Source organism: Streptococcus sp. ZY19097, from assembly GCF_040731245.1.
In the GTDB taxonomy this organism is placed as follows: Bacteria; Bacillota; Bacilli; order Lactobacillales; family Streptococcaceae; genus Streptococcus; species Streptococcus orisratti.
Genome location: NZ_CP160400.1, coordinates 1,670,442 through 1,688,920, shown reverse-complemented (window position 1 = coordinate 1,688,920; position 18,479 = coordinate 1,670,442). Strand labels below are relative to the sequence as shown.

The window sequence follows — 18,479 nt, the reverse complement described above, 5'->3', positions numbered from 1 at the left end:
GACGATAGAACTTGAGTTCATCAAGGCAAGTTGACAACGGATAATTTTGATTTTCGAAGAGTATTAATAAGAATGACGGTTACTTTATCACCAGCCCCTCCTCAAATTGTTGAAGATAGTCTGATTTTGGTGGTGTAAAAAAATAAATAAAAAAGCTCAGAAAACAGGTAGTTTCTGGGCTTTTTTTCTGAACATCATTTTTCGAATTCTGCCTTGCTTTTTACATCTCTATATTCTTCAGGGACTTCCTTGGCTAAAATATCTTGATAGGCAGGTAAATCAAGATTTTTACCGTACTTATTGCGCAGTGCTGTAGTCACCAAACGGTAGGCTAGGTTAGCATTGCGAGAGAGGATAGGTCCGTGGAAGTAGGAACCAAAAACATTTTTATAGTGAACGCCTTCAGTGCCGTCTTCTTTGTTATTACCATTGCCATAAAGGCACTTACCAAGTGGTTTTTCATCTTCAGACAAGAAAGTGCGACCTTGATGATTTTCAAATCCATAGTAGGTCTCATCAAACTCCTCGTTGTGAATTTTGATGTCACCGATAAAACGATTATTTTCTTGATTTAACGTGTAGTGTCCCATGACACCAATGCCTTCAATACGTTCACCATTTGCCTGAACATAGTATTGTCCCAATAATTGGAAGCCTCCACAGATAGCAAGTAGCACTCCATCATTTTGGATATAGCGATCAATGGCAGAACGCTTGGAAGGGAGATCTTGGGCTACGATAGACTGCTCATAATCTTGACCGCCACCGAAGAAAACTAGCTGATAGTCGTTAGGGTCAAAGGTATCGCCAATAGACACAATATCAAAAATCATACGAGCCCCCAATTTTTCACCTACATATTTCATCATCAGTACGTTGCCATTATCGCCATACGTGTTCATTAGGTTACCATAGAGATGGGCCACTTTTAGTTCGTAGGTGTAAGTTTTTGTGTCGGGAGATTTGAGTGAAGTATAAGTCATTAGATCATCTCCTTTCCAACAGCGTGACGGCTAGCTAGAATCTCACGAAATTCGAGCATAGCGGTGTAGGTCGCTAAAATATAGGCGTGCTCACAATCTTGTTTTTCAATTAATTCCATAATATCGGTCAAGAGCGGAGCCTCGGTAATTTTTGTTTCTTCATAACCAGTCACGCGTAGTCTGCGAGCGATTTCAGAATATCGGACACCACCAGCAAAAATCTGCGGGATATTCATCTCTAAAATGCTTTCAAAATTAGCGTCCCAGATCCAGCTTGTATCAATGCCATCAGCGTAATTCGCATTAAGCAAGACAGACAAGGTAAAAGGATATGGAGCTAGGCGTATCATATCTAAGGCTTGACTAGCACCAACAGGATTTTTAATCAAAACGAGGGTGCAGGATTTATTGCCAATCTGGAAAGTCTCTTGACGACCAAAGACAGCACGACTTTTATCAAAACCAGCCTTGATTTGTTCGGGAGTAACTCCGAAAAATTCAGCAACAGACACGGCTGCTAGAGCATTGTAGATATTGTATAGGCCACCAACGTTAATCTTATACGCTTGACCATCAATGATAAACTCGGAAGAAGTGTTGGAAATCTTGGTCAGCTCTGTCAGTTTGTAGTCCAAATCAGGACGATGGAAGCCACAATCTTCACAGATATAATCACCAAGGTTGGCGTAGGTATTAAGTTGGTACTTGAGGATGTTTTGACAGTTTGGACACAAGATTCCTTCAGTATTGTAGTGTGCTAAGTGTGGTTTCTGTTTTTCGGTATCAAACCCGTAATATTTGACGGGGTTGACAACTTCCTTAGAGTGGAAAAGCGGACTGTCACCGTTTGCGAGGATAGTAGCTTGAGGTGCATTAGCAGCACCATCCAAAATCATCTGGTAAGTGGTATAAATCTCACCGTAACGATCCATTTGATCACGAAAAATATTGGTGAAAACAAAGAGACTTGGCGTAATGTACTTAGTGATTTTAGGTAAAGAAGCTTCATCAATTTCCAAAACAGCAATTTTCTTGCCGGATTTGGCTTTTTTAGCTGTCAAAAAGGTTGATACAATTCCGGTAATCATATTGGCACCACTTGGATTCGTCACCACTTCGCCAAAGGCTTCCTTGAGAATACCAACCGTTAAAGCGGTAGTCAAGGTTTTACCGTTTGTTCCAGTCACTACGACGATTTCATAATCTTTAGCAATGGTATCTAAGATATCTTTATCAAACTTGAGTGCAAGGCTACCTGGGTAGGTGGAACCACGTCCTAATCGCCTTAAAATAAAATGTGCAGACTTGCCTGCAGCGAGTCCCAAAAATGTCTTAACTTTCATGATGCTATTGTATCATAAAAACTTCTTTTCTTGATACAGAAAATATTTTTCAAACGTGATATAATAGTTATAGTTTGTATTTGAAAGAGATGAAACAGTATGCGAAATTTAATGGCAATTGATGCTAATTTTTGGGCAGGTTTGGTTGAAAATCCTTGGATGATTGTTGTGCACATTCTGGATATTTTGATTGTTGCCTATTTGATTTATAGATTAATAAAGGCTCTCGCGGGGACTAAGATTATGTCCCTTATTCAAGGAGTTATCCTTTTTATTCTTCTACGATTTGTGGCAGAGTTGATTGGTTTTACCACAATAACTTACCTCATGAATCAGGTTATCACCTATGGGGTTATTGCTGGTGTCGTTATTTTTGCACCAGAAATTCGAACTGGTTTAGAAAAATTTGGACGAACAACTCAAGTTTTTCTCCAAACACAGCACATGAGTGATGAGGAAAAATTAGTTCAAGCTTTGGTCAATTCAGTGGCTTATATGAGTCCAAGAAAGATTGGTGCCCTTATTGCCATTGAGCAGACTCAAACGTTACAGGAATACATTTCAACGGGAATAAAATTAGATGCAGATGTATCTAGCCAATTGCTAATCAATATTTTCATTCCTAATACCCCACTGCATGATGGAGCAGTCATCATTCAGGGAAATAAAATTGCAACAGCCTGCTCATACTTGCCCTTGTCGGAGTCCAAAGCGATTTCAAAAGAATTTGGAACGAGACACCGTGCAGCTATAGGGCTGTCGGAAAATTCAGATGCCTTGACCATTGTTGTTTCTGAGGAGACAGGTGCCATTTCGATTACTTACAAAGGTGAGTTTATCCATGATTTGTCTAAAGAGAATCTTAAGGTATTTTTGAGTAGACATTTTGCTTCAGAAAAAGTAAGCAAGACCTCTTGGTATCATAGATTTTTAGGGAGGAGAGAAAAATGAAAATACTATTGCAGAAGATATTAAATAGTCGATTTTCACTGGCTGTAGTTTCTATATTTTTCTCTATCATTCTTTTTTTGACAGCGGCTGCTAATAATTATAGTCGTGTAGGGACACAAATTTCAGGAGCAACCGAGACATATACCCATACGTTAACAGACGTGCCAATTGATATCAAATATGACAGTGATAAATATTATGTTAGTGGTTATTCGTATGAAGCACAGGTTTATTTGACTTCCACTAATCGTGTTAAATTAGATTCTGAGATTAATAGCGATACAAGGAGTTTCAAAGTTGTTGCTGATTTATCAAAAGCAGAAATTGGAACAGGGACAGTTACAGCAAAATTAAAAGTTACTAATCTTCCCTCAGGTCTTACAGCTACAGTATCGCCTAAGACTATTTCTATTACAATTGGCAAGAAGAAAACTGAGACGTTTTCTGTAGAAGGTAAGGTGGATGCAAGCCAGTTAGCAGATGGTTATGAACTAAAGAGTGTTTCGACAAATCTCTCCGAAGTCGAAGTAACCAGCGATGAAGCAACAATAGATCAGATTGATCATGTTGTTGCTAGTTTGCCAGATGATACCGTTCTAGATTCTGATTATAGTGATAAAGTCACTCTACAGGCTGTCTCAACAGATGGTACGATTTTACCGAGTGTTATTAAACCAGCTAAAGCCGAGTTAAAAGTTGAAGTTAAAAAAATAACCAAGACAGTTCCCGTATCGCTAAAAGTTGTTGGTGATATGTCGGAAAGTTTATCAAATATTGATTACAAATTAAGTAATCAGACTGTAACAATTTCTGGTAGTCAGGAAGCTGTGGCAGCTGTAAATGAGGTTGTTGCAGAAGTTGATATTACAAATGTTACTAAAAATACCTCAAAAACAGTATCTTTAAGCGCTGATAACGTAACGATTGAACCAAATGTGGTTACTGTTCAGTTGACAGTTAAAAAGAAATAGTAGATAATAACGAAGAATGACAAAGGGAGGAAGCGAGTTTATCGCGAAAAAATAATGGGAAAATATTTTGGAACGGACGGTGTCCGTGGAGAAGCAAATGTTGAGTTAACACCTGAATTAGCCTTTAAACTTGGACGCTTTGGCGGATATGTTCTTAGCCAACACGAGGCTAGCCGTCCGCGCGTTTTTGTGGCTCGAGATACACGTATTTCGGGTGAAATGTTAGAGTCAGCCTTAGTTGCAGGCCTTCTGTCCGTTGGGATTGAAGTTTACAAACTTGGTGTTCTGGCTACCCCTGGTGTCTCTTATCTTGTCCGTACAGAAAATGCTAGCGCAGGTGTTATGATTTCAGCTAGTCATAATCCTGCTCTCGATAATGGCATTAAATTTTTCGGTGGAGATGGTTTCAAATTAGCTGATGACCAAGAGTTGGAAATCGAGGCTCTACTTGATGCTAATGAAGATACTTTGCCACGCCCATCAGCTCAAGGGCTTGGGACTGTTGTAGATTACCCAGAAGGTCTTCGCAAATATGAAAAATTCTTAGCATCAACTGGACTTGACCTTGAGGGAATGAAAGTTGCTCTTGATACAGCCAACGGTGCTGCCTCAACGACAGCTCGCGATGTATTCTTAGACTTGGGTGCTGATATTACCGTTATTGGTGAACAACCAGATGGTCTGAATATCAATGATGGTATTGGCTCAACTCATCCTGAAAAATTGCAAGAAACGGTCAAAGAGGTTGGCGCCAATATTGGTCTTGCCTTTGATGGTGACAGCGATCGATTGATTGCTGTTGATGAAAATGGTGAAATTGTTGACGGTGACAAGGTTATGTATATTATCGGTAAACACTTAGCTAGTAAGGGTCTTTTGGCTAAAAATACCATTGTAACGACAGTTATGTCCAACCTTGGTTTCCACAAAGCTCTTGACCGTGAGGGGATTAACAAGACTATTACAGCCGTCGGTGATCGCTATGTCGTTGAAGAAATGCGTAAATCGGGCTATAATCTTGGTGGTGAGCAATCAGGTCATGTAATCATCATGGACTACAACACTACTGGTGACGGTCAGCTGACAGCTATCCAATTGACCAGGGTCATGAAAGAAACTGGTAAGCCACTTTCAGAACTTGCTGCCGAAGTTACCATTTATCCACAAAAGTTGGTCAATATCCGTGTTGAAAATAGCATGAAAACAAAAGCTATGGAAGTCCCAGCTATCGCAAATGTTATTGAAAAAATGGAAGCAGAAATGGCAGGCAACGGTCGTATTCTAGTACGTCCAAGTGGAACAGAGCCATTACTTCGTGTTATGGCAGAAGCGCCAACACATGAAGAAGTTGATTACTATGTAGATACTATTGCAGATGTAGTCCGCTCAGAAATTGGCCTTGACTAATATGAATTTCCTCCTAGGTTAGTCCTAGGGGGATTTTTTGCACAAAATATGATAAAATAGCGGAAAGGATAGACTTGAGGTGATAAAATTGAAACTTACTTGTGATTTTGAAAACCACGTTATTCCGGATGTTTATAGTAAAAAGTCTAGTATTCAAGTTCAGGGAAATGCTGTGATTTCCTTTCCGTTTGCGGTGGAAGATCTTCCAAAAGAAACACAGACACTGGCTTGGACTTTTGTTGATTATGATTCTATACCTGTTTGCGGCTTTGCTTATATTCATTGGGTAGTGGCTAACGTACCGGCCGTCAAAACTCGGATAGAAGAGGATTTTTCAAGACAGGACAAAAATCATCTAAAGGGTAAGAATAGTTTGGTCAGTAAGTTTTTAGAGACTGATTATTCAGCTATTGATGATAGTTATATGGGGCCTTATCCACCCGACAAAGATCATATTTACACATTGACGGTTTATGCTTTGGATGCGGCATTAACCTTATCAGAAGGTTTTTACATGAATGACTTGCTTCATGCTATGGAAGGACATCTGCTGGACAAGACCAGTTTAGAGCTTCTTGGTAAATGTTAAGCGGTTTTGATCATTTGAATGAACAAGAATGAGGAGGAGATATGCAGCATTCAAGTTGGCATGAGTTGATTAAAAAAGAGTTGCCTGAGGGCTATTTTTCGCAAATCAATCATTTTATGGACAATGCTTATAGTCAAGGAACAGTTTATCCACCACGCGATAAGGTTTTTAATGCTATTCAGACAACGCCTTTGGAAGATGTCAAAGTTGTTATCATTGGTCAGGATCCTTATCATGGTCCTAAGCAGGCACAAGGGCTGTCTTTTTCAGTACCAGATGATTTGCCTGCTCCACCCTCCCTCCAAAACATCCTCAAAGAACTTTTGGATGACATTGGTCTTCGCAAACACCATGATTTGACGCCTTGGGCACAGCAGGGGGTACTTCTGCTCAACGCTTGTCTGACTGTTCCAGCAGGACAGGCCAATGGTCACGCAGGATTGATTTGGGAACCATTTACGGATGCTATTATTCGGGTGGTTAATGCGCAAGCGCATCCTGTTGTTTTTATCCTTTGGGGTGGCTACGCGCGTAAGAAAAAAACTCTTATTACTAATCCCATCCATCATGTCATTGAATCGGCTCACCCGAGTCCCCTGTCAGCCTACCGCGGTTTCTTTGGCAGTCGTCCCTTCTCAAGGGCTAATGCATTTCTTGAAGAGGATAATCTTGAACCCATTGATTGGTTACAATAGTTAGTTTGCTTGAATTCAAAAATAGAAATAAGGAGAAGAAGATGCTTTTAATTAAAAATGGTCGTGTCGTTGATCCAAAATCTGGCTTTGACCAGACTGCAGATGTTCTGGTAGATGGCAAGAAGGTTGTAAAAATAGCAGAGCAGATTGAGGCAGATGGTGCAGATATCATTGATGCAACAGGATTGGTTGTTGCCCCTGGTCTGGTTGATATTCATGTGCATTTCCGTGAACCAGGTCAGACACACAAAGAAGACATCCATACAGGAGCACTAGCTGCTGCAGCTGGTGGTGTGACGACGGTTGTCATGATGGCTAATACCAATCCAACCATTTCAGATGTCGAAACGCTAGAAGAGGTCTTAACCAGCGCAGCTAAGGAAAATATCCATATCTATAGCAATGCAACGGTAACGAAAAACTTTGATGGCCAACATCTAACGGATTTCAAGGCTCTTTTGGCAGCTGGTGCTGTTTCTTTCTCTGATGATGGTATTCCTCTTCAAAGTTCTAAGGTGGTTAAGGAAGCTTTGGACTTGGCGAAAGAAAATCATACCTTTATCGCCTTGCATGAAGAAGATCCAGAGCTCAATGGCATTCTTGGTTTTAACGAAGGGATCGCCCGTGATAAATTCCATTTTTGTGGGGCGACTGGTGTGGCCGAATACAGTATGATTGCGCGTGATGTTATGATTGCTTATGACCGTCAGGCTCACTTGCATATCCAGCATTTATCCAAGGCTGAGTCTGTTAAAGTTGTTGCCTTTGCTCAACAGCTGGGGGCTAATATTACAGCAGAAGCAGCACCGCAGCATTTTTCAAAAACAGAAGACTTACTACTCATCAAAGGCAGTAATGCCAAGATGAATCCGCCTTTGCGGACTGAAAAGGATCGCTTGGCTGTCATTGAAGGTCTGAAATCGGGTGTCATTTCGGTCATTGCGACTGACCACGCCCCTCATCACGCCGATGAGAAAAATGTGGAGGACATCACCAAAGCACCATCTGGTATGACAGGACTTGAAACATCCTTATCGCTTGGCTTGACCAACTTAGTGGCGACTGGGGAACTATCGCTCTTGGACTTTTTGGCTAAAATGACTATCAATCCTTCATCACTTTATGCCTTTGATGCAGGTTACTTAGCTGAAAATGGCCCAGCAGATATTGTGATTTTTGCTGATAAGGAGGAACGTATCGTATCAGAACATTTCGCCTCTAAGGCCTCTAATTCACCATTTATCGGTGAAACACTGCAAGGTGTGGTTAAATACACCATCTGCGAGGGTCAAATAGTGTATAAAAATTGTTAGCCTAGTCATTCTCAGACTACAATATACGGTTAGATCTTATCAGTTACAATGGAATATACAGCAATTATCAAAAATTTGTCATCAAGTTTATCGTAATTACTGTTCTGATTTATTGAAACATCATCATAACATCAGTTTATCTAAAATTTCGGACGAATCTGAATAGGTTACACTTTTAGCTGTTAGTAAGGTTTTTTTGCTATAATAGGCATATCAAAAAAGTTGGGGAAACTTATGGAAAAAACGATTTATGGGCCTTACCTTGCCTATCTTCCCTTGATATTGGAGGATTTTAGCAATCGGATTAAGCAAAAAAATAAGGAAGTTAAAGCTGAGACTGGCTACAAACTTTATGAGCATTTCATTGCTCGTATCAAGACGTCCAAAAGCATGACAGAAAAATGTCATCGAAAGGAACTGCCAGCCACTGCACAATCTGCTTTGAAGGAAATTCGTGATAGTATTGGGATAAGGATTGTGTGCGGTTTTGTAGATGATATTTACAAAATTGTAGAGATTATTCGCAATTTCGATGACTGTAGTATCGCTGTTGAAAAAGATTACATCCAAAATGCTAAGCCTAACGGCTATCGTTCTTACCACTTGATTGTGGAACTTTCAACTGATTTTCCAGATTGTTTGGGAAATGAGCGAGGATCGTACTTTATTGAGATTCAGCTGCGCACTATTGCTCAAGATTCTTGGGCTAGTTTGGAGCATCAGATGAAGTACAAGCACGATATTAAGAATCCTAAGCGAATTGTGCGGGAATTGAAGCGTTGCGCTGATGAATTAGCTTCTTGTGATTTAACCATGCAAACGATTCGCAATCTGATTCAAGAAAGTTCGGGTGATTAAGATGAAAATACTTATTGCAGAAGATGAAGTTCAAATGAACCGTGTTCTAACAACGGCTTTGACACATGAAGGCTACGAAGTTGATTCTGTTTACGATGGTCAAGCGGCTGTCGATTTAGCAAGTCATAATGTCTATGATGTTATGGTTATGGATATCATGATGCCTATTAAAACTGGTGTTGAAGCTGTTCAGGAAATTCGTCGGACGGGCAACCAGACGCATATCATCATGCTAACAGCCATGGCTGAGGTTGATGATCGTGTTAATGGGCTTGATTCTGGGGCAGATGATTATTTGACAAAACCTTTTTCACTCAAAGAATTACTAGCACGCCTTCGTTCCATGGCGAGACGGGTTGACACCACTTTCACTTCAAAAGTCTTGACTGTAGGCTCTGTGACTTTAAAAGTTGGAGAGCAGGAATTGGTCAGCCACAATACTATTCGTTTGGCCGGTAAAGAGTCGAAAATGTTGGAATTTTTCATGCTAAACGTTGGTAAAAAACTGTCGACTAAGCAACTATTTAATCATGTCTGGGCTAATGAGGCTGATGAAGATGTTGATGAAGGTTATGTCTTTATTTATGTATCCTATCTCCGTCAAAAACTCAAAGCAATTGGAGCTAATGTTAGCATCCTTGGAGAAGAAGATGGTGATTATCAATTGGTAGAAATGTAGGTGTTGCCATGCTTCGTAAACTAAGGATACGCTTTATTGGAATAGCTTCTGTTGCTATTTTGATCGTTTTATTTTCTGTGGTGGGGGTCTTAAATTCAGCTCGCTATCTTCAAACACGCAATGAAATAAATCGCATTTTATCAATTTTGACGGATAATAATGGAAAATTTCCGAGTTTATCTGAAACCTCAAAAGAATTGGGGAGTAGAACATCTATGGATTCTATTTTCCAATATCGCTATTTTAGTGTGACTGTTAATGCTTCTGATGAAGTCACCTTGGTTAACACAGATAATATTTCCGATTTGACAGATGAACAGATTACTGATTACGCACAAACTATCAAAGAGTCAAAGGATGAGTCTGGAGAATTCTATTATCAAAATCATACCTATGCTTACCAAGTGAGTCAAAAGGATAAGAAAACTTTAATAGTTGTTTTGGATGCCACAAATCAGCTCAAGGATAATGAAACTTTAGTCACTCTTTCTCTTTGGATGTCAGGTGTCAGCTTTGTTTTCTTTCTCACGATTGTGACCATCCTTTCTGGTAAGGTAATTGAGCCTTTCGTCCGTAATTATGAAAAGCAGCGCCGCTTTATCACTAATGCCGGGCATGAGTTAAAAACACCGCTGGCAATTATTTCAGCCAATAATGAGTTGGTAGAGCTGATGAATGGTGAATCCGAATGGACGAAAAGCACCTCGGATCAGGTTAAGCGCTTGACGGACTTAATTAACGGTTTGGTCAGTTTGGCTCGGTTGGAAGAGCAAGAACATGTGGAGCTTGTTTTATCGGATTTGGATTTTTCAGCTATTGCTGAAGATGCCGCCGAAGATTTCAAGGGACCAGTGATTAGGGATGGTAAGAAATTTATCATGGAAATTCAGCCTGACATTCACGTCAAAGCTGAAGAAAAGTCATTATTTGAACTGGTGACCATTCTGGTAGATAATGCCAATAAATATTGTGACCCTGAGGGCACAGTTACAGTCAGATTGGACAGTGTGGGACGTACACGAAAACGTGCTCGCTTAGCTATTTCCAATACTTATAGGGAAGGAAAGAACGTCGATTATAGCAAGTTTTTTGAGCGCTTCTACCGTGAGGATGAGTCTCATAATAGCAAAAAATCAGGTTTTGGAATTGGTCTTTCTATGGCGGAGAGTATGGTTAAACTTTTCAAAGGAAGTATCTCGGCCAGCTATAAAGACGATGCTATTACGTTCACTGTGATTTTGTAGGAGATATAACTATCAGGAAATAGGTTAATTAGCCTTGACTTGGTTTAAATAAGACCCTTTTCTTACCATCTATTCACGACAAATGAACGAAGAAACTTCGTTTTCAGATAACGTTTTTCATGAAGAGTTATATTTTTTATCATGAAATTTTGGTATCATGTAGATGAAAATGAGGGTTAGCTAATGCACATATGTAAATTTCGTAAAAATTTTTTGAAAAAATGCGTGTAATCAAAAAATGGTTACATGCATTTTCTTCATGCGTACGGCGTGCCATCTATTATCAACTTTTCCAATATTTCTTCCTTTATGCTATAATGGAAATGTTTAAATTTTATATTAAGGAAATTAACGATGTCTAATTACGCAATTATTTTGGCGGCGGGTAAAGGCACTCGCATGAAATCTGACCTGCCTAAGGTCTTGCACAAGGTCTCTGGTATCACTATGCTGGAGCATGTTTTTCGTGCGGTGAGTGCTATTACTCCTGAGAAAAATGTAACTGTCATTGGTCACAAGGCAGAGTTGGTTCGTGAGGTTTTAGCTAATCAGTCTGAATTTGTCTTGCAAACAGAGCAATTGGGAACAGGACATGCTGTCATGATGGCAGAAGAGGAATTGGCTGGCCTTGAAGGACATACCTTGGTCATTGCTGGTGATACGCCGCTGATTACAGGGGAAAGTCTAAAAAATTTGATTGACTTTCATGTTAATCACAAGAATGTCGCTACTATTTTGACAGCGACAGCTGAAAATCCTTTCGGTTATGGCCGTATTATCCGAAATGACAACGGTGAGGTGGTTAAAATTGTTGAACAAAAAGATGCATCTGCTTTTGAACAGCAAGTCAAAGAAATCAATACAGGAACTTATGTATTTAACAATAAGCGTCTTTTTGAAGCCCTGAAAAATATCAATACCAACAATGCCCAAGGTGAATATTATTTGACGGATGTTATCTCAATCTTCCGTGAAGCTAGTGAAAAGGTTGGGGCTTATGTTCTTCGTGACTTTGATGAAAGTTTGGGAGTTAATGACCGTGTTGCTCTTGCGATGGCTGAAAGAGTAATGCGCCGTCGTATCAACAAAACTCACATGCTCAACGGCGTGACTTTCCTAAATCCTGATGCGACTTACATTGATGTGGATGTGGCGATTGCTCCAGATGTGGTGGTAGAAGCCAATATCACCCTTAAAGGTCACACCAGAATTGGTGCAGAATCTATCCTAACCAATGGGACTTATATCGTTGACTCGGTTATTGGTGAGCGAGTGGTGGTAACCAACTCGATGATTGAGGAATCGGAAGTTAAGGATGGAGTGACAATTGGACCTTTTGCTCATATTCGTCCAAAGTCAGTCCTCGGTAAAGATTCTCATATAGGAAATTTTGTGGAAGTTAAGGGTTCAAGCATTGGTGAAAATACCAAGGCTGGTCATTTAACCTATATTGGTAATGGGCAAGTCGGTGACTATGTCAACTTTGGTGCAGGCACTATCCTTGCTAACTATGATGGCAAAAACAAATACACAACGACTATTGGTAATCATGTCTTTGTTGGTAGCAACTCAACTCTTGTGGCGCCCGTAACTATTGGTGATAGTGCTTTGATTGCAGCGGGTTCTGCTATTAACCAAGATGTTCCAGCAGATGCCCTAGCTATCGGTCGTGAACGTCAGGTTACTAAGGAAGGGTATGCCATCGGTAAACCCCATCATCCTTCAACAAAATAGGAAATGTAAAGTAAGGCTAAGCCTTGCTTTTTTTCTGCAACTTAGAGGAAATTTTTGCACATGGGAAGATAAGATATTGTAGTCGTCTAACTTTTTGATATACTGATAAGTAAAGGAGGCAAACCTGTGAAACTTAGATTGGAGCAGATTTCATACTCTTCGAAAATCAAAATTATCCGTTGTCAACTTGCCTTGATGAACTCAAGTTCTATCGTCGGCTTCGTTTCCTAGGCAACTTTTGATTTTCATTGAGTATCAGCTGGTGAGGACGAAGTCTTCATTTGTTATCGGGAAATGACCGCTCAAATAGAGTAACTGGTCGACTTGGTGTCACAAGATCAAGCAAAGATGCTGGGGATTACTGAAAATGGGCAGAGCTATGTGCGCGTGGATGATATCTTCTATGTTGAGAGTATTGACAGTAGAACCTTTGCTTATACGGACAAGGGGGGCTATCAGGTGACTGCGAGTTTGGGACAATCGGCAGAGCAGTACAAGAAGCGTGGTTTCTTTCGCTGTGCCAAAGCCATGGTGGTCAATATTTACAAGATTCAGTTCTTTAAGAGCCAAGCTTATGCCCGGATTGAAGCCACATTGTATAACGGCGAAAAAATTATTATTTCGCGCAAATACGCAAATAAACTCAGACAGGTCTTGCAGGAGGGAATGACAGATGAAAGATAGATGGTCACATTATTTAAACCGAGAAATCAGCATCAAGTACAAAGCAGGGATTTATACTTTATGTCATCTCTTTTACTGTGCTTGCTACTTGATGTGGTGGGATACCTTTTCTATCAGTCTTTTGCAGATTACAGAAACTGCCTTTTTGAGCTATTTTATTTGTAACTTACAAGTGTTTGCCTTTAATAATTTTGATGAAGCGGATAGTGTTGCTGGCAAATGGTGGGAATCGGCTCTGCTCTGTACAGGTTTGTATCTACTTGCTGTCTATTTTATGGACTGGTTTGATGACCATGTTCTTGTTATTCTTGGTTTTGGTGCTTGGCAACTTTTTTGCTATTACTGTGTTTACTTAGTCAATAAAGTCAAACGTCATATTGACACCAAGAATCTTAATCAGCTTTTAGAGGCATACAAAAAAGGAAAGGGGCAAGATTATGACTGAAACAGTTATTGCTATTCAACATCTTAAAAAATATTACGGCAAGCACATGGGAGCAGAAGATGTGAGTTTGTCTGTCAAAAAGGGTGAAATATTTGGATTTCTGGGCTCAAACGGCGCTGGAAAATCAACGACCATTCGCTGCCTCTTGGGGCTGATTAAGCCCAGCAGCGGTCAGATGACGCTTTTTGGAGGGCGATACAGTTCACTGACAGAAAGCCTCCGTCATATTGGCTACATGCCGTCGGAAACCATGTTTTACCCGCAGATGAAGGTCAAGGATGTTATTGCTTTTGCAGCTAAGGCAAGAAAAAAGGATTGCAGCGCTGAAGCTGAGAGACTTTGTCAGATTTTAGAGGTACCTTTGAATAAAAAAATTCAGGATTTATCTCTGGGAAATCGTAAGAAAGTAGGTATCGTTTGCGCTTTGCAACACCAACCAGAGCTTCTTATTTTGGATGAGCCGACATCAGGTCTTGACCCCCTTATGCAGGAGCGTTTTTTCAAGCTCGTTAAAGAAGCCTGCGCAGCTGGCAGCACTTGTTTCTTGTCTTCTCACATCCTTTCTGAAATTAAAAATTACTGTGATCGCGCAGCTATTATCAAAGACGGAAAAATTCTCAAAATTGATACTATTGAGAACTTGACACGCAGCCAGTCGAAACGTGTGACATTTTGGAAAGATGACAAGGAAGAGAACTTTGCCTTTGCAGGAAGTAGTTCAGAGTTGTTGCGAAAACTGACAGTTCTGAAGCCAGATGATTTTTTGGTAGAAGAGCCTTCTTTGGAAGACTTGTTTAGGCACTATTATGAGGAGGAATAAGATGATTTTGTTAAAGCATGAATTGAAACAAAGTGCTAAGGCTCTCTTGATTTGGGCATTGTCTGTAGGGCTGATTTGTTATGCTTGCATTTTGCTCTACCAGAGTCTGGCAGACCGAATTGGAGGTATCGCTGATACCTACGCTCAAATGGGTGATATGAGCAAGGCGCTTGGTCTGAACAAGGTGAGTATTGCTACCTTGGACGGTTATTTTGCAACAGAAATTGCTCTTATGTTCGGGCTTGGAGCAGGCATGTTTGCCAGTATGCTAGGCGTATCAAGCCTATCAAAAGAAGAGGAAGGGCATACCAGTGAGTTCCTCTATACCCTGCCTTATAGCCGTGCTTCAATTTTAACTTGGAAATTTGTTAGTCTCATTGTGATGCTTCTTATCTTTAACATCATTTGTATAGGTTTGGAAAGTCTGGGGTTATGGCAGACCGGATTGCACTTTTCGATTAGGCTATTTGTGATTTACCACTTTTTAGCTTTTGTTATGCAACTGGAGTTAGCTAGCCTTTGTTTTCTACTGTCATCCATGAATCGTCGGAAGCAAAGCGGTCTTGCACTAGGGCTGACTTTACTCTTATATATCATGGATATGATAGGGCGTATTATTCCTAATCTTGAGAATATCAAATATGTGACACCTTATTATTTTGCCAATGGAGCAGATATTTTCAGTAAGACTAAGCTGGACAATAGCTTGCCAGTTATTGCAATAGCGATTACTTGTCTTGCTCTTATTAGTAGTTTTATTATTTACCAAAAACGAGACCTGAGTGCTTAATGATGGTAGTTTTTTAGACTGTTCATCTAAAAATGGTAATTTTGCTTAAAATATAGTAAAATTGGATAGTATATAACTTTTGGTGAAAGGGCTAAATCATGGATTTTGAAGAAAAAACGATAAAACGTCAAGAAATTTTTGATGGACATATTTTCAAGGTAGCAGTAGATGATGTTGAGCTGCCAAATGGTTTAGGGGAAGCTAAGCGTGAACTCGTTTTTCACCGTGGCGCAGTGTCTATTCTGACAGTCACTCCAGAAAATAAGCTGGTTATTGTCAAGCAATACCGTAAGGCTATTGAGAAAATTTCCTATGAAATTCCAGCTGGTAAGCTTGAAATTGGCGAAAATGGTTCTGAGAAAGAAGCTGCTCTGCGTGAATTAGAAGAAGAGACAGGTTATACAGGCGATTTGGAATTAATTCATGAATTTTACACCGCTATTGGTTTTTGTAATGAAAAAATAAAACTCTATTTGGCGACAAATTTGAAGAAAGTTCCCAACCCACGTCCGCAAGATGAGGATGAAGTTCTCGAACTTTTTGAGTTAACTTATGATGAATGTATGGATTTGGTCAAAACAGGAGACATTGAAGATGCTAAAACCATCATAGCTCTGCAATATTATGCTCTTCACTTTGGAGGAAAAGCATAATGGGAAAACCACTCCTAACCGATGAAATCATTGAAAAGGCTAACCGCGGTGAAATTATATACGATGACCAAGAATTTTCAGATCCAGAAGAAACCAAGATTATCTCAACTGATTATTCTAGCACTTTATCTGATAGTAATGAATTTGATATAAATAAGGGAGGGCTACTGGATAGACTAAGTGGTCACAGTCAAAAAGATCAACTGGTTTATAAAAGTCGCCGCATTGAGAATGCCAAACGGAGTGAGTTTCAAGGAAAGCTCAACAAGATTTTATTTGTTGTTATTTTGCTAGTTATTTTGCTTATTTGGGCAGTTTTCAACATTTAATTAAACTACTGTTGGAGAAATAAATAGATGAAAATTGGTATTATTGCTGCTATGGAGCAGGAATTGAAGGTTTTGGTAGACAACTTGGAAGATAGAGGTGTGCAAACTATTCTATCTAACACTTACTATACTGGAAAAGTTGGCAAGCACGATGTTGTTCTGGTTCAGTCTGGTGTAGGCAAGGTCATGTCCGCTATGAGTGTTGCTGTTCTGGTAGAAAATTTTGGCGTTGATGCCCTGATTAACACAGGCTCAGCTGGTGCGGTCGCAGAAGGCCTTAATATAGGTGATGTCGTTGTTGCCGATAAGCTGGTTTACCATGATGTTGATTTGACAGCTTTTGGTTATGCTTATGGACAGATGTCCATGCAACCACTCTACTTTGAGTCAGATAAGAAATTTGTAAGCCTTTTTGAAAAAGTGCTATCTGCGACAGAGGTGACAAGTAAAGTTGGTTTGATTGCAACGGGAGATTCCTTCATTGCAGGACAAGATAAGATTGATGCTATCAAAGGCCATTTTCCAGATGTTTTGGCAGTTGAGATGGAGGGGGCGGCTATTGCTCAGGCGGCTAATAGTACGGGTAAGCCATTTATCGTTATTCGCGCCATGTCTGACACTGCGGCTCATGATGCCAACATCACTTTTGATGAATTTATCATCGAAGCTGGGAAGCGCTCAGCGAAAGTATTGCTTCAGTTCTTAACTGTTTTAGACTAAGGACTTGTGTTCACAAGTAAAGTACTTTTATTTAAGAGATAGTTTTTCGCTAATCGAGGCAGTTTTTTGAGGAATACTGACTGTATTTTGAAAAAACTAACGATGAGTAGTTGAAAACTAACCTTAGATAGAAGTGCTGAACTCTGAATACAGGTTCTAAGGGACAATCTTTCGCTTTATTTTCAGTTAATACTCAACCAAGATCAAAAATAACAAACTTATTTCTATCATCACAATTTATACCCTTTTACCATGACAAAAACTTCCGTCAATTGTTCATTTTAAATATATCCAGTTACTATTAGATAGCTACTTTTGATTTTTATACTCTTCGAAAATCAAAATTATCCGTTGTCAACTTGCCTTGATGAACTCAAGTTCTATCGTAGGCTTCGTTTCCTAGGCTACTTTTGATTTTCATTGAGTATTAGCCAGTATTAGCATCAGTTTTTAGTTACAGATTCTTATAGTAAAAAGTCGAAGAGTTGAAATTCTCCGACTTTTTTGTTTTATTTCTTACTCTGTTTGCTGAGGTTGAGTCCCCATGGAACAAGATTTTCTTGGTGGGCTTTGATGCGTTTCATATTGTCCCTGTGGCGGATAATAATGATAGAAGCCATTATGATGATAAGGACTGTAAAGAGCCAATCATAGTTTGGCAACAGAAAACCAAAAGCTGGAAAAATCAGAGCACTCAGCACTGCCATTGTCGCCGAAATAACGCTAGAAAGGGAAATCATGCTAAAGAGATAAAGGCTAATCGTGAAGACAATGCCTAGATAAAGCAAGAAGAGTGGGGTAAATCCAAGTAGGACACCAGCACTGGTTGCCACAGCCTTGCCTCCTTTGAAGCCAGCAAAGATAGGAAAGGTATGACCCAAAATAGCAAAAAGTCCGATGAGAAGTGGTGAAACTGCGGTCACACCCAGCCAAACAGGAAGTATGGTTGCAATGGTTCCTTTGAGAATATCCACGACCAGTACAACCATACCAGCCCTGATACCTAAAACGCGGAAGGTGTTTGTCGTTCCAGTGTTGCCGCTGCCGTGTTCACGAAGATTGATGTGATAGAAAGCTTTACCAATCCAGAGTCCCGTCTGGATAGAGCCCAGTAAGTACGCAATAATCATTAAACCTAAAATTTTCATGCTTTTATTATACCATACTGACTGGCTCTTGCTTGAAAAATGTCTGATTTTTCAAGAGATAGACTAAAATATTTTGCAAAATTTGCTAAAAACCTGTAAGATAAAAAGGATGAAAAAATTCGG

At 39.8% G+C, this 18,479-nt stretch carries 20 protein-coding genes and 1 pseudogene; 18 read left to right on the top strand and 3 right to left on the bottom strand.

Going from position 1 to position 18,479, the window contains the following annotated elements; genetic code table 11:
- Positions 1-194: 194 nt before the first annotated feature.
- Together gatD and murT are read right to left on the bottom strand one after the other, a co-directional pair.
- Positions 195-983 carry a lipid II isoglutaminyl synthase subunit GatD gene (gatD, locus tag ABZ559_RS08525; RefSeq protein WP_317334588.1) on the bottom strand — a complete coding sequence of 263 codons (789 nt, stop codon included), beginning with the start codon at positions 981-983 and terminating at the stop codon, positions 195-197.
- The gene (murT, locus tag ABZ559_RS08520) at positions 983-2,326 is read right to left on the bottom strand and encodes a lipid II isoglutaminyl synthase subunit MurT (protein WP_277291121.1); all 1,344 of its coding nucleotides are present in this window, start codon (positions 2,324-2,326) and stop codon (positions 983-985) included. Before murT ends, gatD begins: the two co-directional genes overlap by 1 nt.
- Before the next feature lie 99 nt (positions 2,327-2,425).
- Here murT and cdaA point away from each other — a divergent pair, with 99 nt between their 5' ends.
- The 18 genes and pseudogenes from cdaA (at position 2,426) to ABZ559_RS08430 (ending at position 17,208) form a co-directional block, all read left to right on the top strand.
- Complete coding sequence (gene cdaA, locus ABZ559_RS08515; protein ID WP_367005974.1) at positions 2,426-3,277, top strand: diadenylate cyclase CdaA; 852 nt, start codon at positions 2,426-2,428, stop codon at positions 3,275-3,277.
- 8 nt (positions 3,278-3,285) lie between these two features.
- The gene (locus ABZ559_RS08510) at positions 3,286-4,248 is read left to right on the top strand and encodes a CdaR family protein (protein ID WP_026217226.1); all 963 of its coding nucleotides are present in this window, start codon (positions 3,286-3,288) and stop codon (positions 4,246-4,248) included.
- Positions 4,249-4,302: 54 nt separating this feature from the next.
- Positions 4,303-5,655, top strand: a complete 1,353-nt coding sequence (gene glmM / locus ABZ559_RS08505; protein ID WP_277291122.1) for a phosphoglucosamine mutase — start codon at positions 4,303-4,305, stop codon at positions 5,653-5,655.
- An 88-nt stretch (positions 5,656-5,743) separates the two neighbouring features.
- A complete protein-coding gene (locus ABZ559_RS08500; RefSeq protein WP_277291123.1) occupies positions 5,744-6,244 on the top strand; it encodes a YbhB/YbcL family Raf kinase inhibitor-like protein in 501 nt (166 codons plus the stop codon).
- 41 nt (positions 6,245-6,285) lie between these two features.
- Positions 6,286-6,939: a uracil-DNA glycosylase gene (locus tag ABZ559_RS08495; protein WP_277291124.1), complete on the top strand. Its 654-nt coding sequence runs from the start codon at positions 6,286-6,288 to the stop codon at positions 6,937-6,939.
- A 41-nt stretch (positions 6,940-6,980) separates the two neighbouring features.
- Positions 6,981-8,252: a dihydroorotase gene (locus tag ABZ559_RS08490; protein WP_367005972.1), complete on the top strand. Its 1,272-nt coding sequence runs from the start codon at positions 6,981-6,983 to the stop codon at positions 8,250-8,252.
- Between the two features lie 7 nt (positions 8,253-8,259).
- A pseudogene (locus tag ABZ559_RS08485) lies at positions 8,260-8,415 on the top strand (IS982 family transposase); the annotation flags it as partial.
- Between the two features lie 71 nt (positions 8,416-8,486).
- Positions 8,487-9,110: a GTP pyrophosphokinase family protein gene (locus ABZ559_RS08480; protein WP_018376686.1), complete on the top strand. Its 624-nt coding sequence runs from the start codon at positions 8,487-8,489 to the stop codon at positions 9,108-9,110.
- 1 nt (position 9,111) lies between these two features.
- Positions 9,112-9,789: a response regulator transcription factor gene (locus ABZ559_RS08475; protein WP_367005970.1), complete on the top strand. Its 678-nt coding sequence runs from the start codon at positions 9,112-9,114 to the stop codon at positions 9,787-9,789.
- A gap of 8 nt (positions 9,790-9,797) precedes the next feature.
- The gene (locus ABZ559_RS08470; RefSeq protein ID WP_367005969.1) at positions 9,798-11,033 is read left to right on the top strand and encodes a HAMP domain-containing sensor histidine kinase; all 1,236 of its coding nucleotides are present in this window, start codon (positions 9,798-9,800) and stop codon (positions 11,031-11,033) included.
- A gap of 354 nt (positions 11,034-11,387) precedes the next feature.
- Positions 11,388-12,767, top strand: a complete 1,380-nt coding sequence (gene glmU, locus ABZ559_RS08465) for a bifunctional UDP-N-acetylglucosamine diphosphorylase/glucosamine-1-phosphate N-acetyltransferase GlmU (protein WP_367005967.1) — start codon at positions 11,388-11,390, stop codon at positions 12,765-12,767.
- Between the two features lie 327 nt (positions 12,768-13,094).
- Positions 13,095-13,451: a LytTR family DNA-binding domain-containing protein gene (locus tag ABZ559_RS08460; protein ID WP_367005966.1), complete on the top strand. Its 357-nt coding sequence runs from the start codon at positions 13,095-13,097 to the stop codon at positions 13,449-13,451.
- The gene (locus ABZ559_RS08455) at positions 13,441-13,896 is read left to right on the top strand and encodes a hypothetical protein (protein WP_367005965.1); all 456 of its coding nucleotides are present in this window, start codon (positions 13,441-13,443) and stop codon (positions 13,894-13,896) included. The genes ABZ559_RS08460 and ABZ559_RS08455 overlap by 11 nt, the downstream gene beginning before the upstream one ends.
- Positions 13,889-14,716 (top strand): ABC transporter ATP-binding protein, encoded by an 828-nt coding sequence (locus ABZ559_RS08450; protein WP_367005964.1) that lies wholly within the window; start codon positions 13,889-13,891, stop codon positions 14,714-14,716. Before ABZ559_RS08455 ends, ABZ559_RS08450 begins: the two co-directional genes overlap by 8 nt.
- Before the next feature lies 1 nt (position 14,717).
- Positions 14,718-15,506, top strand: a complete 789-nt coding sequence (locus tag ABZ559_RS08445) for an ABC transporter permease subunit (RefSeq protein ID WP_277291388.1) — start codon at positions 14,718-14,720, stop codon at positions 15,504-15,506.
- Between the two features lie 98 nt (positions 15,507-15,604).
- Positions 15,605-16,159: an NUDIX hydrolase gene (locus ABZ559_RS08440; protein WP_277291389.1), complete on the top strand. Its 555-nt coding sequence runs from the start codon at positions 15,605-15,607 to the stop codon at positions 16,157-16,159.
- Positions 16,159-16,488, top strand: coding sequence for a cell wall synthase accessory phosphoprotein MacP (macP, locus tag ABZ559_RS08435; protein WP_277291390.1), 330 nt, complete (start codon positions 16,159-16,161; stop codon positions 16,486-16,488). Before ABZ559_RS08440 ends, macP begins: the two co-directional genes overlap by 1 nt.
- Positions 16,489-16,515: 27 nt before the next feature.
- Complete coding sequence (locus ABZ559_RS08430; protein ID WP_367005963.1) at positions 16,516-17,208, top strand: 5'-methylthioadenosine/adenosylhomocysteine nucleosidase; 693 nt, start codon at positions 16,516-16,518, stop codon at positions 17,206-17,208.
- Between the two features lie 509 nt (positions 17,209-17,717).
- Here the strand turns inward: ABZ559_RS08430 and plsY are convergent.
- Entirely contained in the window at positions 17,718-18,356 is a 639-nt protein-coding gene (gene plsY / locus ABZ559_RS08425; protein ID WP_367005961.1) for a glycerol-3-phosphate 1-O-acyltransferase PlsY, read from the bottom strand.
- Positions 18,357-18,479 lie beyond the last annotated feature (123 nt).

Bases quoted from the DNA above. Each gene is read 5' to 3' on its own strand.
- gatD (WP_317334588.1), bottom strand. From the start codon at position 983: ATGACTTATACTTCACTCAAATCTCCCGACACAAAAACTTACACCTAC.
- murT (WP_277291121.1), bottom strand. From the start codon at position 2,326: ATGAAAGTTAAGACATTTTTGGGACTCGCTGCAGGCAAGTCTGCACAT.
- cdaA (WP_367005974.1), top strand. From the start codon at position 2,426: ATGCGAAATTTAATGGCAATTGATGCTAATTTTTGGGCAGGTTTGGTT.
- glmM (WP_277291122.1), top strand. From the start codon at position 4,303: ATGGGAAAATATTTTGGAACGGACGGTGTCCGTGGAGAAGCAAATGTT.
- ABZ559_RS08495 (WP_277291124.1), top strand. From the start codon at position 6,286: ATGCAGCATTCAAGTTGGCATGAGTTGATTAAAAAAGAGTTGCCTGAG.
- ABZ559_RS08490 (WP_367005972.1), top strand. From the start codon at position 6,981: ATGCTTTTAATTAAAAATGGTCGTGTCGTTGATCCAAAATCTGGCTTT.
- ABZ559_RS08480 (WP_018376686.1), top strand. From the start codon at position 8,487: ATGGAAAAAACGATTTATGGGCCTTACCTTGCCTATCTTCCCTTGATA.
- ABZ559_RS08475 (WP_367005970.1), top strand. From the start codon at position 9,112: ATGAAAATACTTATTGCAGAAGATGAAGTTCAAATGAACCGTGTTCTA.
- ABZ559_RS08470 (WP_367005969.1), top strand. From the start codon at position 9,798: ATGCTTCGTAAACTAAGGATACGCTTTATTGGAATAGCTTCTGTTGCT.
- glmU (WP_367005967.1), top strand. From the start codon at position 11,388: ATGTCTAATTACGCAATTATTTTGGCGGCGGGTAAAGGCACTCGCATG.
- ABZ559_RS08455 (WP_367005965.1), top strand. From the start codon at position 13,441: ATGAAAGATAGATGGTCACATTATTTAAACCGAGAAATCAGCATCAAG.
- ABZ559_RS08450 (WP_367005964.1), top strand. From the start codon at position 13,889: ATGACTGAAACAGTTATTGCTATTCAACATCTTAAAAAATATTACGGC.
- ABZ559_RS08445 (WP_277291388.1), top strand. From the start codon at position 14,718: ATGATTTTGTTAAAGCATGAATTGAAACAAAGTGCTAAGGCTCTCTTG.
- ABZ559_RS08440 (WP_277291389.1), top strand. From the start codon at position 15,605: ATGGATTTTGAAGAAAAAACGATAAAACGTCAAGAAATTTTTGATGGA.
- macP (WP_277291390.1), top strand. From the start codon at position 16,159: ATGGGAAAACCACTCCTAACCGATGAAATCATTGAAAAGGCTAACCGC.
- ABZ559_RS08430 (WP_367005963.1), top strand. From the start codon at position 16,516: ATGAAAATTGGTATTATTGCTGCTATGGAGCAGGAATTGAAGGTTTTG.
- plsY (WP_367005961.1), bottom strand. From the start codon at position 18,356: ATGAAAATTTTAGGTTTAATGATTATTGCGTACTTACTGGGCTCTATC.